Below are 12,509 nucleotides of genomic sequence, written 5' to 3' on the forward strand. Positions count from 1 at the left end.
CACGGGTGGGCCGGCCACCGACGGGGTGGTGGCGCCGGTCACGGGTGGGCCGGTCGTCGACGAGGTGCCGGTACCGGTCGTCGGTGGGCCAGCCGTCGTCGGGTTGGTGGCGCCGGTCGCCGACGAGGTGGCGGCGCCGGTCGCCGGTGGGTCGGTAGCCGTCGGGGCAGCGGCACCGGACACCGGTGGGGCGGTCGGCGACGGGGTGGCGGCGCGGCGTCGTGCGTGATGTTCCGCTGCGCAAGAGCCTGTTGGCGCGTCTCCTCGCCGTGTCCGTCCTGGTCTCCATCGGTTCCATCGCCGCCACCGCGTGGCTCGCGGCGCAGACCACGTCCGGCGCGCTGCGGCAGGAGCAGGGGCAGGTCCTCGCCGACGACGCCCGCATCTACGACAGGCTCCTCGGCGTCGGCGCGAGCGCACCGCAGTGGCGGGGCGCCGACAAGGCCGTACGCGAACTGTCCCGCAGCACCGGCCGCCGCATCGCCCTCACCACCCAGGACCGCAAGGTCATCGCGGACTCGGCGGCCCGCCGCACCGCCCTGCCCCCGACCGCGTCCGCCGTGCTCGACCCCCTCTCCGTGGACGCGACGCTGGCCCCGGGACGCGCGGACGAGGGCACGGTGGACGAAGGAACGGCGGACGAGGGTACGGCCGTCGAGGGCACGGCCGTCGATCGCATCGACCCGCGCGCTGTCGGCCCCTACCGCCTCCCCGAGCAGGAGCGCGCGGCCCTCAAGGAGGCCGCCGACCGGAGCGCGGCCTGCCTGACGGAGCTCGGCATGAGCCCCGAAGTCGTCTCCGGGACCGGCGGCCGCCCCTTCGTCCGACTCGACTACCACTCCGGCGAATTCATGGACTCGCGCTGCCGCATGAGCCTGCTCGACGTACCCACCGCGCACGAACAGAAGGCCCTCGACAAGCTCAACTCCCTCTCCGACGCCTGCATGAAGCGGCGCGGACTCGCCCCCGTACCGATCAGCCTCGACCTGACCGCGCGGCCCGGGCCGAAGCCGATCGGCGCCGCCCCGACGTCGGTCCCCGTGGCGCCCCGCGAGACCCCGCCCGTCGCCTCCCCGGCCGCCCCCGTCCCCGACCCCGTCTTCGCCCCGACCTACCCGGAGCCGGACACGAGTGGGCGGGAGGCAATTGGGCGGGAGGCAATTGAGCGGGAGGCGGGCGAGCCCACCGACGCCGCCATCAGATCCTGCGTCGACACCGCCCGCCGCGAGCAACTCGGCCCCTACGTCTCCTCGCCCGCACTGCTCTTCATCACCAGCTCCGACGGCACCCGCAGCACGCCCGGCTTCAGCCTCTCCCGGGCCAACACCAGCCGCCTCGCCGGGCTCGCCGCCGCCGTCCTCGCCGTCACGGTCGCCGTCACCGCGCTCGCCGCGACCCGGCTCACCCGGCCGCTGCGCGCGCTCACCACCGCGACGCGGCGCATGAAGGCGGGCGAGCCGACCGAGCCGGTACCCGAGCGGGTCACCCGCTCGGCGGGCGAGATCAGCCAACTGGCCGCCGCCTTCAACGACATGGCGGCCCACCGCAAGGCCCTGGAGGAACAGCGCAAGGCCATGGTGAGCGACGTCGCGCACGAACTGCGCACCCCGCTGTCCAACATCCGCGGCTGGCTGGAGGCGGCGGAGGACGGCGTCGTCGACACCGACCCCGAACTGGTCACCTCGCTCCTCGAAGAGGCCCTGCTGCTCCAGCACATCGTCGACGACCTCCAGGACCTGGCGGCCGCCGACGCGGGCACGCTCCGGCTGCACCGCGAGCCGGTGCGCGCCGCAGAGATCGCCGACCAGGTGGCGGCGGCGCACCAGGCGCGCGCGGACGCGGCCGGGGTGAAGCTCAGGGCCACCGCGTTCGGCGACCCGTGGGTGACGGCCGACCCGCTGCGGCTGCGCCAGGCGGTCGGCAACCTCGTCTCCAACGCCGTCCGCCACACCCCGGAGGGCGGCAACGTCCGCATCAGCTGCCGCACCACGTCCGACGCGGTGCTCATCGAAGTCGCCGACACGGGCACCGGCATCGCGCCCGCCGACCTGCCGCACGTCTTCGACCGGTTCTGGCGCGCCGACAAGTCACGGACCCGCGCGACGGGCGGCAGCGGCCTCGGCCTGTCGATCGTACGGAAGCTGGTGGAGGCGCACGACGGGACGGTGTCGGCGGAGAGCGTGCCGGGGAAGGGCTCGCTGTTCACGGTGCGGCTGCCGGGGGAGCAGCAGTTGCCGGGGCAGTAGCGGTTCCCGAGGGGGCGCGCCAGGGGTGAGGGGGAGCGGCAGGGGTGAGGGGGAGCGGCAGGGCGAAAGCCCCGGTCGGTCACCTCCGCCGACCGGGGCTTTCTCTGCCCCCGGATCCGGCCGCGGCGGCGACACTCCCCCGAGCTACGCGCTGTGCGCGAGTACCGGCGGGCCAGATCCGATGCAGTGATCAGATCAGGCCACACCAACAGATCGCTAACATGTGGGCCGACGGCTCTCCGGGCGCTTCGGCCCGGACTCCGGAACGCACAGCGGCACATGGCGATACGAGTACGGCACGGGGGAACGGTGTGAGCGAGCGATGCGGGCTGCGCTTCGGTCTGCTCGGGGCACCCGCCGTGTACGACGCCGAGGGCGAGCCGCATCCCGTACGCAGCGCGAAGGGTCGCGCCCTGCTGGCCGCGCTCCTGCTCGAACCCGACCGGGTCGTCTCCCTCGGCGCCCTCAAGGACGCCCTGTGGGGCGACTTTCCGCCAGCTTCGGCACAGGCGTCCCTGCAGAACCACGTGACGCGGCTGCGGCGCCTCCTCGACGACCCGCGGCGGCTGCAAGCAGTGCCGCCGGGGTACCGACTCCGGGTCGGGGACGGCGAGTTGGACGTACGGGTCTTCGAGCGGCTGGTGGCGCAGGTGCGGGCCGCGCACGCGGCGGGGGACTGGGCGCGGACGGTCGCCCGCGCGGCGGACGCGCTCGCGCTGTGGCGCGGCACGCCGTTGAGCGGCCTCCCGGACTCGCTGGACGGCCACCCCCTCGTACCGCGCCTCGAAGAGGCACGTCTCCTCACCCTGCAATGGCGGTACGACGCCGAACTGGCACTCGGCACGGGCCTGGCGTCGCTCGCCCCCGAACTCGCCGCACTGGTCGCGGAACACCCGCTCCGCGAGGCCTTCCACCGCCAGCTGATGCTCGTCCTGCACCGCACGGGCCGCCAGGCCGAGGCCCTCGCCGTCCACCGCGAACTGCGCCGCAGACTGATCGAGGAACTCGGCGTGGAACCGGGCGCGGCGGTGCGGGACGCGCACGGGGAGGTGCTGGGGGCGGCTCCCGGCGGGGAGCCCGCTGCTCCGGGGGCGGGGGAGCCGGGCCGTCCGGGCGCGGGGGAGCCGGGCAACCCGGGCGCGGGGGAGCCGGGCAATCCGCCCCCGCGGGAGCCGGGCAACCCGGGCGCGAGGGAGCCGGGCAATCCGCCCCCACGGGAGCCGGGAAATCCGGGCGCGGGGACGTCCGCAGCTGCGCCGTCGCCGCCCGTACTCACGGAAGCGTCCCGGCCCGCGTGTACCGGTGAGGCGGTCCGCGCGAAGGCCGCCCGTCCCGCGCAGCTACCGCCCGCCCCGGCCCACTTCACCGGCCGGGACGGCACCGTACGCTCGCTCCGGCTCGCCCTGGCCGGCGGATCGCGCGTCGCCGTCGTCTCCGGCATGGCCGGTGTCGGCAAGAGCGCGCTCGCCGTGCATGCGGCGCACGCGCTGCGGGAGGAGTTCCCGGACGGACAGCTCTACGTCAACCTGCGCGGCGCGACACCGGGCATGACCCCACTCACCCCGTGCCAGGCCCTCGCCGCTCTCCTCCGCGACCTCGGCGCCGAACCGCCCCACACCCCCGCCAGCCACGCGTGCTGCCCGAACTGCGGTGCCGCTGGAGGCCGCACGTCGCGCTGCGAGGACGCCGGGAGACCAGAGGACAGCGAATCGCCGGGCGGGGCAGGGGTGGGCTGCGCATCGTCGGATGCGGTCGACGAGAGCTGCGTGTTGGCGGGTGCCGTCGGTGCGGGGCGTGAGTCGCCGGATGCGACGAGTGCGGGATGTGCGTCGCCGGGCGCGGCAGGGGCGGGCTGTGCCTCGTCGGATGTGGGTGGCGAGAGTCGCGTGTTGGCGGGTGCCGTCGGTGTGCGCTGTGAAGCGTCGGATGCGGCGGGTGTGGGATGTGCGTCGCCGGGTGCGGCGAGCGTGGGGCGGGAGTCGGCGGATGCGGCGAGCGCGTTGCTGCGGTCGTTGCTGGCGCCCACTCGTACGCTCATGGTTTTGGACGACGCGGCGACGGCGGCGCAGGTGCGGCCGTTGTTGCCCGCCGGGGCCGGCTGCGCGGTGATCGTCACCAGCCGTTCGCCGCTGACGGCCCTCGACGGTGCCGCGCGCTTCCCGCTGGCACCCCTGTCCGACAGGGACAGCGCCGCACTGCTGCGCGCCGTCTCCGGCCGCGCGGGGCTCGACGCCGGGCACCCCCTGATCGAACTCGCGGGCCGCCTCCCCCTCGCCCTGCGCATCGTCGCCGCCCGACTCGCCGCCCGCCGCGCCCTCACCCCGGACGCCCTCGCCGAACTCCTCACCGTCAGCGGCGGCCGCCTGCACCACCTGGAGTACGACGACCTGAGCGTGCGCCGTTCCCTCGCCGTCGCCCTCGACGCCCTGCGCACCTCGGACCGCGAGGCCGACCGCGACGCCGCGCGCGCCCTCACGCGTATAGGTGCGCTCGACCTGCCGACGTACGGAGTGCCGCTCCTGGCCCGCCTGTTGGGCACCGACGAACTGCGCGCGGGCGCGGCCCTCGACCGCCTGGTCGACGTCGCGCTCCTCGAAGAGACGTCCTACGGCCGGTACGCACCGCACGATCTCGTACGCGACTTCGCCAGGGAGACGGCCACCCGGGGCCGGACCGGGGAAGCCGTGTGCGCCGGCCTCGTCGAGGAGGCCTTCCGTTGGTACGCGGAGTCCGCCCGCCGCACCCTGCTGGCGATCCTTCCCGAGGGCCTGGACCGCTCCGACCGCCTACGCGGCGTCGAGCCCCGCCTCGCACGCACCGACCACGCCGGCGCGGAAGTATCAGTGTCCCCGTCGGCGGAGGGCGGCACCCTGACCGGGGAGAGCACGGACCCGTCCGTGGCGGGCACCTCCGCAGCGGACGTACCCATGTCCGCAGAGGACGCCTTCGCCTGGGGAGACACCGAGCTCGCCAACATCCTCGCCCTCGCCGACCGCCACAGCGACCCCGTCGGCCTGCTCCCCGTCCTGGTCCGCTGCCTCTTCCCGTACCTCCAACGCCGCGGCCGTCTCACCGAGTTGGCGGTGCTCGGAGCCCTCGCCCTGGACGGCGCCCGCCGGCAGGGCGACGCCGCTGCCGAGGCCCAGGCCCTCACCGATCTCGCGGGGCTGCACTTCATGTCCGGCCGAAGCCGGGAAGCCCTCGCCCTGAACGACGAGGCCCTCACCCTCTGGCGAGCGCTCGGCATCGTGTCCTGCGTACGGCGCGGCCTCAACAACCGCGGGCTCCTCCTCGAAGGCCTCGGCCGCCACACCGAATCCGCCGAGGCGCTCCACCAGAGCCTCGACCTCGCGCACGACCTCGCCGACCCGCTCAGCGAGGCGATCACCCTCAGCCACCTCGGCAACCTCTACGAGCACACCGACGCCCGCGCCGCCATCGCCCACCACGAACGCAGCCTCGCGATCGGCGAGACCATCGGGCACGCCGTCGTCCGCCAGTCCGCCCACTGCAACATCGGCTACGCCCACCTCACCCTCGGCGAACCGGCCGCCGCCCTCGGCCACTTCGAGGAGAGCCTGCGTCTGCACGGCGAGTACGAGGACTGGCACGGCGCCTCCCAGGCCCGCCTCGGGCTGGTCCGTGCCCTGCGCGGACTCTCCCGTTCCGTGGACGCGGCGCGCGAGTGCGCCGCCCTCCTCGACCGCGCCGAACAACGCGGCGACACCCACATGACGGGTCTCGCCCGGCACCAGCGCGGCCTCCTGCTGCGGGCGGCGGGGCGCGACGAAGAGGCGTACGAACAGTGGCGGGCCGCGCTGCGCGCGCTGGACGGGACGGACAGCAAGGTGTCGGACGAGCTGCGGGCGCTGCTGGCGGCGGCGTAGCGGCACGGTGTGGCACGGTGCGGTGCGGTGCGGTGTGGTCTTGTGAGTGCGGTCTCCTGGTTTCGGCGCCCGAACCCCTCGCCCCCGCTTCGTTCTACTTCGCGTCCGCGTAGCACCGCACCACAGCCGTCGTGAACGGGAACCGGACCGGGGTCTCCCCGAACGCGATCCGGCCCGCGAGATCCCCCGCCTCCCGCACCGCGAGCGCCACCGTCTCCGCCTCCTCGGCAGGACAGTGCACGATGACCTCGTCGTGCTGGAAGAACACGAGCTGGGCCCGCAGCCCGCCCTCCGCGAGCGACCGCCGCAGGGCGGCCAGCATCAGCAGCGCCCAGTCCGCCGCGCTGCCCTGCACCACGAAGTTGCGGGTGAAGCGGCCGCGGGCGCGGGCGTTGGACGAGGCATAGCCCGGTGTGAACTCGCCCTCGGAGGGCGGGCCCCCTTCGCCGCCGGCCGGGACGCCCTGCGGGCCCTCCTGGGGGATGCCCGCCTCGTCGTCCTCCCCGGCGCCCGCCGCGGGCGGACTCGTCCGGCCCAGCCAGGTCCGCACGAGCCGGCCCTCCTCGCCCGCCCTCGCCGCGTCGTCGACGTACGCGACGGCCAGCGGGAAGCGGCGGCGCAGCGCCGCCAGGTTCTTCAGGCCGTCGCCCGACGTCTGCCCGTACACCGCGCCGAGCAGGGCGAGCTTCGCGTGCTCGCGGTCGCCGGAGAACGCCCGGTCCGACAGGCGCGTGTACAGGTCGTCCTCGCTCCCCGCCACCTCCATCAGGCCCCGGTCGCGCGAGATCGCGGCGAGGACCCTCGGCTCCATCTGATCGGCGTCGGCGACGACGAGCCGCCAGCCGGGGTCGGCGACGACGGCTCTGCGGATCACCTTCGGGATCTGCAGCGCGCCGCCGCCGTTGGTCGTCCAGCGGCCGCTGACCGAGCCGCCCGGGGTGTACTCCGGACGGAAACGGCCGTCGTGCACCCAGTCCTGGAGCCAGCTCCAGCCGTGCGCCGTCCAGATCCGGTACAACTTCTTGTACTCGATGAGGGGCTTCACCGCGGGGTGGTCGATCCCCTCGATCTCCCAGCGCCGCGTCGACTTCACCCTGATGCCCGCCTGCGCGAAGGCCTTCACGACGTCCGCGGCCAGATCCGGGCGGACCCGGCGCCCGAACGCGCTGGACACCTCGTCGGCGAGCTCGGCGAGACGGCGGGGCTCACCACGGCCCGCGTACCGCTCGCCGAGCAGTTCGGTCAGGAGCGCGCGGTGGACGTCGGCGCGCCAGGGCAGGCCCGCCGCGTTCATCTCGGCGGCCACGAGCATGCCGGCGGACTCGGACGCGGTGAGCAGACGCATGCGGCCGGGGTGAGCGGTCGCGTCGTGCCGCCGCTGCTGCTCGGCGTGCACCTCCACGAGCTCCGCGAGGGATACGTCGGTGCCGCCGCCGGGGCGGGGCTCGAAGAGGGAATCCTGGGTGCCGGGCTCGGCGGCGCGGGGTGGGGGGTCGGGAGGCACGGGTCTGTTGCGGATGCGGGCGAGGGCCGCGGCGGCGGAGCGGGGCTCGCCCAGGCGGCCCTCGTGGCCGAGGAGGAGGAGCTCGGCGGCTTCGATGTCGTAGCAGCGGGGGACGCGGAGGCCGGCTGCGAGGAGGTGGGGGTAGACGGCGGCCGTGGACCGCCAGACCCAGCGGTCCACGGTGGGGCGCTTGCGGATGGCTTCGGCGAGGTCGGGTTCGCGGATGACGTCTCCGGCGGGCAGGCCGTCGTCCCCGAGCCGGACGAGCTCCGCAGCCCCTCCCTCGGCAACCCCGACCACCCACCTCTCACCCATCCCCCCACCCTCGCACCCACCACTGACATCGCCCTCCTGCTCCCTGGGCGCGGGCCGCGCCTTTGTCTGGGGGCGGGGCCTCGGGGGTGTGCGCGAGTTCGCCTGGGGGTCTGCGCCTCGGGCTCGGTTGTGGGGCGGGGCCGCGGGGGTATGTGCGTACTCGCCACCCCTGCGCCACGCTGCACGGACAAAGACGCCACGGTGTGCTCGGTGCTCCGTTCGCACATACCCCCACGTCCCCTCCGGCGCGCTCGCGGCTGCCCGGCCGGTGGGGGTCCCCGTCTTTGCTCCTACCTGGCAGCTGCGTCGCGGGGCAAACGGGTGGGTGGGTGGGAAACATTCGCCGCGAAGCGGCGGGCTCGGTGCTCCTACCCCGGGGGGCGGCGCGGGACAGCTCCCACCCGCCCCTCCCTCACTCCCGCGGGACGCAGCGGGGCAGACCCCACCCGCCCCCCTACCTCCGCAGGGCGTCGCAGGCCAGACCCCACCCGCCCCGCCCCTACCTGTGCGGGACGTCGCAGGGCAACAACCCACCCGCCCGCCCCTACTCCCGCTGGACGGCGCGGGGCAAACGGGTGGGTGGGTGGGGAACATCCGCCGCGGAGCGGCGGGCTTGGGGGGACGGGCCCGGGCCCGGCGGGGCGGGGCGGGGGGACAGGCGTGCCGCGTGGCGGGGGAGCCCGTCCGGGGGGCTTCGGGGTGCGGGGGGCGGGTGGTGCTGGGAGGCTCGGCGCATGCGAGTCGCGCTGGCACAGACGGACTGCGCGCTGGGTGAGGTCGAGCAGAACCTGGACACCGCGCGGGACCAGGCGGCCCGGGCCGCGGCCCAGGGCGCCGACCTCGTCGTCTTCCCCGAGCTGAGCCTGCACGGCTATCACCTGGGCGGCCTGAAGAGGGACACGTCGATCACGACGGACGACCCGAGGCTGCTCGGCCTTGCGGAGCCCGGCGGCCCCGCCGTCCTGGTCGGCCTCCACGAGCACACGAGCCTCCGCGCGTACAACACGGCGGCGTACGTCACGGAGGGCCGGCTCCTGCACGTCCACCGGAAGCTGTACCTCCCGAACTACCTGGCGTGGGAGGAACGCAAGCACGTGAGTCCGGGCCAGCACCTGCGCGCGTACGACCTGCCCCACGGGCACGGCCGCGCCGCCACCCTCATCTGCAACGACGCGTGGCAGCCCGCGCTCCCCTGGCTCGCCGTGCAGGACGGCGCCGAGGTCATCTTCGTACCGACGAACAGCGCGGCCAGCCTGGACCCGGAGGCCATGGACACCGGCCTGTACTGGGACACGCTGCTGTCGTACACCGCCCGCATGCTGCAGTGCTGGGTCGTCTTCGTGAACCGGGTCGGCAACGAGAACGGCGCCTCGTTCTGGGGCGGGTCACGCGTCGTCGACCCGCGCGGCACGGTCGTCGCGCAGGCGCCGAAGTGGGAGCCTGGCCTTGTGACGGTCGACATCGACGTACACGAGGCGCGCCGGCAGCGCCGCGCCGTGCCGCTCGTCGCCGAGGCGCGGCTCGGTCTGGTCGACCGCGAGGTGCGGCGCCTCATCGACGAGGGCGGCGACAGCTGAGGGCCTGAGGGAGACGGTGGGCTGCTCCGGAGGGGCTTCTCCCCGCACCCGTCACCGCCGCCGTCACCGCCACCACCGCGCACACCCCCACGCTCACCCCGAGCTCCCTCCACGGCACCGTCACTCCCGCCGGGACGGAGAGGAGGGCGAGGCCGGCGGACAGGCCGGTCAGGTTGACCGCCGTGACGGCCAGGCCAAGGAGCGTGCCCGCCGCCACGGCCACCAGCGCCTCCCCGGCGACGACCAGCCGCACCTGGCCGTGCGTGGCGCCCGCGAGGCGCAGCGAGCGCAGTTCCGTGCGGCGTACGGAGGTGGCCATCAGCAGGGTGCTCGCCAGCGAGATGCCCGTGTAGAGGAGGGAGATGCCGAGGATCATGAGGAGGCCGAGGCGCGTCTGGGCCTTGGTCCGCGGGTGCGTCGCGGCCAGCCACTCCTCGGCGGTGCGCACCTCACCGCCGCTGCGGGCGCTCAGCGCGGCGGCCGCGGCGCCCCGGTCCGCGCCCGCCGCAAGGCGGACGTCGATGCGGTCGACGGGGGCCGACGGTGCGTTCGCCCGGGTGACGTACGCGCCGTTGTCCCCGGTCCCGCGCGCGAGGACCGCCACGATCCGCAGCCGCGCGGGCCGTCCGTCGCCGAGCCATACGGCGACGCGGTCGCCGACCCGGTGCTTCTCCCACTCCTCGTTGACGACGATCGAGCGGTCGTCCAGGTCGCGTACGTCACCGGCGATCACCGGCAGCCGCGAGGTCGCCGCCAGCGCCGCCGGGTCACCCACCGCACGCGCGTCGGTCCGGACGAGGGCACTGCCTTCCTCGCGTACGAACACGGCGGTGGCGGCGGAAGGGGAGACGGCGGAAGCGCCCGGCACGTCCCGAGACCGGGTCGCACTCAACGAGTCGCCGTCGGCGACCAGTTGGGCCGCCGTCCGCCGCTCCGCCTCCGTCGCCTTCGCCGCGCTCACGGTCTGCGCCGAGCCGAGCAGGCTGCCCGCGAGGGCGACGCTGACCAGGACCGGTGCCGCGACGGCGGCGGTGCGGCGCACGGCGGCGATGGAGTTCTCGCGGACGAGGAGGCCGACGGCGCCGGGCAGCCGGAGGACGCGGACGACGGGACGTACGAGAAGGGGTGCGAGCGCGGCGGCCGCGGTGATCAGGATCATCGGCTGGGTCGTGTACGTCTTGCGCTTCAGGAGCGCGGACGGGTCCGTGCCGAGATTCCGTACGAGCAGTCCGAGCCCGCAGGCGAGCAGCAACGCCCCCACGATCCGCCGGCTCCACGGCATGACGCCGCTGTCGACGGACGCGTCGCGCAGCGCCTCGACCGGGCCGACGCGCCCGGCCCGCCGCGACGCGGCCCAGGCTCCGGAGAACGACACGAACAGACCGGTCCAGAAGGCGAGTTGGAGGGGCCAGGAGAACCAGCCGACTCCCTCACCTCCCCCCGTGAACCAATCCGGTGCGATCCCCGCCCGCACCAGCGCCTCGGCCTGCGGCTCCGCGCCCCATGCCCCGAGCGCGCACCCGGCGGCGGACGCCACGACGCCCACCGCGAGCGCCTCGCCCAGGAGTTGCCTGCGCACCTGCCCCGGCGTGGCCCCCGCCATCCGCAGCAGCCCGAACTCCCGCCGTCGCAGCGCGACCACGAAGGCGAACGTCGACGCCGTGACGAACACCGACACGAAGGCGGCCACGCCGCCCGCCGTGCCGAGGAAGGAGTTGACGGCCACCAGCGCCTCGGCGTCCCGCGCTGCGCCGGGATCGGCGTGGCGGCGGTCGTCGCCGGTGAGGACACGGGCCCGTCCGCCGACGACCTCGCGTACGGCCCGGGCGGGAGCGTCGACGCCGACGGCGTCCCGCTTCTTGCCGTCGAGCCGTACGGGCCCGAGCCGCCGAAGGTCGTGCAGCAGTTCGATATCCACAGGGTGTGGATGAACGAGCGGCTTCGTTACGTGGGTGACGTCCGGGCCGCGCCGGACCGGAACCGTCAGTGTGTCCTGACCCATGACGACCACGGGCCACCCGGCGAACCGCTCCGGAGCCCGCTCGGGTGCCGAGAGACTCGCGGCCAGCCCCAACGCCATGGCGGCGGTGAGCCCGACGCCCAGGGCGACGGCCACGAAGGCCCCCACGAGACTGCTCCACCGCGCGCGGAGAGAGGCGAGAAAGATCATCACGCGCGCACCTCCGCCGCTTCGAGGCCCGCCATCGCCGCCGCCACCCCACCGGCATCCGGCGCCCGCTGCTCGCTCGCCACCCGCCCGTCGACGAGGAACACCACCCGGTCCGCGTACGAGGCCGCCACCGGATCGTGGGTGACCATCACGACGGTCTGCCCCTCGCCGTCCACCAACCCCCGCAGCAGCACGAGGACTTGACGGCTCGTCCCCGTGTCGAGCGCCCCCGTCGGCTCGTCGCCGAAGAGAACCGCGGGCCGGGTGACCAGCGCCCGCGCGAGCGCCACCCGCTGCTGCTGCCCGCCCGACAACTCACCGGGCCGGTGCCCGGCGCGGTCGGCGAGACCCACCCGGCCGAGCGCGTCACGGATCTCCGTACGCGAGACCTTGCGCCCCGCGAGCCGCAGCGGGAGCGCGACGTTCTGGGCGGCGCTCAGTGCGGGCAGCAGGTTGAAGTCCTGGAAGACGAAGCCGATCCGCTCCCGCCGCAGCAGCGTCAGCCGCCGCTCGCTCAGTCCCGTCAGTACGGTCCCGCCCACCTCGACCCGACCGGACGTCGGGCGGTCGAGTCCGGCGGCGCACCGCAGGAGCGTGGACTTGCCGGAGCCGGAGGGGCCCATGACGGCGACGAAGGTGCCGGTCCGGACGTCGAGGTCGACGCCGTCGAGAGCGGTGATCTCGCCGTGGAGGCGGTGGACCCCGGTGAGCCGTACAACGGTTTCACTCATGCCCCCACCCAACCGCCGCCCCCTCTCACAAACACGCCCCCTGGAGGGCGTCCCGGGGTAGGGCAGGCCCTACCCCGGG

6 protein-coding genes are annotated in these 12,509 nt (G+C 75.0%); 3 read left to right on the forward strand and 3 right to left on the reverse strand.

Annotation, left to right across the window (positions count from 1 at the left end; translation table 11 throughout):
* Positions 1-221: 221 nt before the first annotated feature.
* A complete protein-coding gene (locus AB0H82_RS33555; RefSeq protein WP_362999298.1) occupies positions 222-2,246 on the forward strand; it encodes a HAMP domain-containing sensor histidine kinase in 2,025 nt (674 codons plus the stop codon).
* A gap of 311 nt (positions 2,247-2,557) precedes the next feature.
* Positions 2,558-6,133, forward strand: a complete 3,576-nt coding sequence (locus AB0H82_RS33560) for a BTAD domain-containing putative transcriptional regulator (protein ID WP_362999299.1) — start codon at positions 2,558-2,560, stop codon at positions 6,131-6,133.
* 94 nt (positions 6,134-6,227) lie between these two features.
* Here the strand turns inward: AB0H82_RS33560 and AB0H82_RS33565 are convergent, their stop codons facing one another.
* Complete coding sequence (locus AB0H82_RS33565; protein WP_362999300.1) at positions 6,228-7,952, reverse strand: bifunctional 3'-5' exonuclease/DNA polymerase; 1,725 nt, start codon at positions 7,950-7,952, stop codon at positions 6,228-6,230.
* 734 nt (positions 7,953-8,686) lie between these two features.
* Here AB0H82_RS33565 and AB0H82_RS33570 point away from each other — a divergent pair.
* Positions 8,687-9,529, forward strand: a complete 843-nt coding sequence (locus AB0H82_RS33570) for a nitrilase-related carbon-nitrogen hydrolase (RefSeq protein ID WP_362999301.1) — start codon at positions 8,687-8,689, stop codon at positions 9,527-9,529.
* Here the strand turns inward: AB0H82_RS33570 and AB0H82_RS33575 are convergent.
* Both AB0H82_RS33575 and AB0H82_RS33580 read right to left on the reverse strand, forming a co-directional pair.
* A complete protein-coding gene (locus AB0H82_RS33575) occupies positions 9,504-11,699 on the reverse strand; it encodes an FtsX-like permease family protein (protein ID WP_362999303.1) in 2,196 nt (731 codons plus the stop codon). The genes AB0H82_RS33570 and AB0H82_RS33575 overlap by 26 nt on opposite strands.
* Positions 11,699-12,430, reverse strand: a complete 732-nt coding sequence (locus AB0H82_RS33580; protein ID WP_362999302.1) for an ABC transporter ATP-binding protein — start codon at positions 12,428-12,430, stop codon at positions 11,699-11,701. Before AB0H82_RS33580 ends, AB0H82_RS33575 begins: the two co-directional genes overlap by 1 nt.
* Positions 12,431-12,509 lie beyond the last annotated feature (79 nt).

The sequence above is a fragment of the Streptomyces sp. NPDC050732 genome (assembly GCF_040654255.1).
Lineage (GTDB): Bacteria > Actinomycetota > Actinomycetes > Streptomycetales > Streptomycetaceae > Streptomyces.

Excerpts from the sequence above, each read along its gene's own strand:
- AB0H82_RS33565 (WP_362999300.1), bottom strand. The coding sequence starts at position 7,952 with ATGGGTGAGAGGTGGGTGGTCGGGGTTGCCGAGGGAGGGGCTGCGGAG.
- AB0H82_RS33570 (WP_362999301.1), top strand. The coding sequence starts at position 8,687 with ATGCGAGTCGCGCTGGCACAGACGGACTGCGCGCTGGGTGAGGTCGAG.
- AB0H82_RS33575 (WP_362999303.1), bottom strand. The coding sequence starts at position 11,699 with ATGATCTTTCTCGCCTCTCTCCGCGCGCGGTGGAGCAGTCTCGTGGGG.
- AB0H82_RS33580 (WP_362999302.1), bottom strand. The coding sequence starts at position 12,430 with ATGAGTGAAACCGTTGTACGGCTCACCGGGGTCCACCGCCTCCACGGC.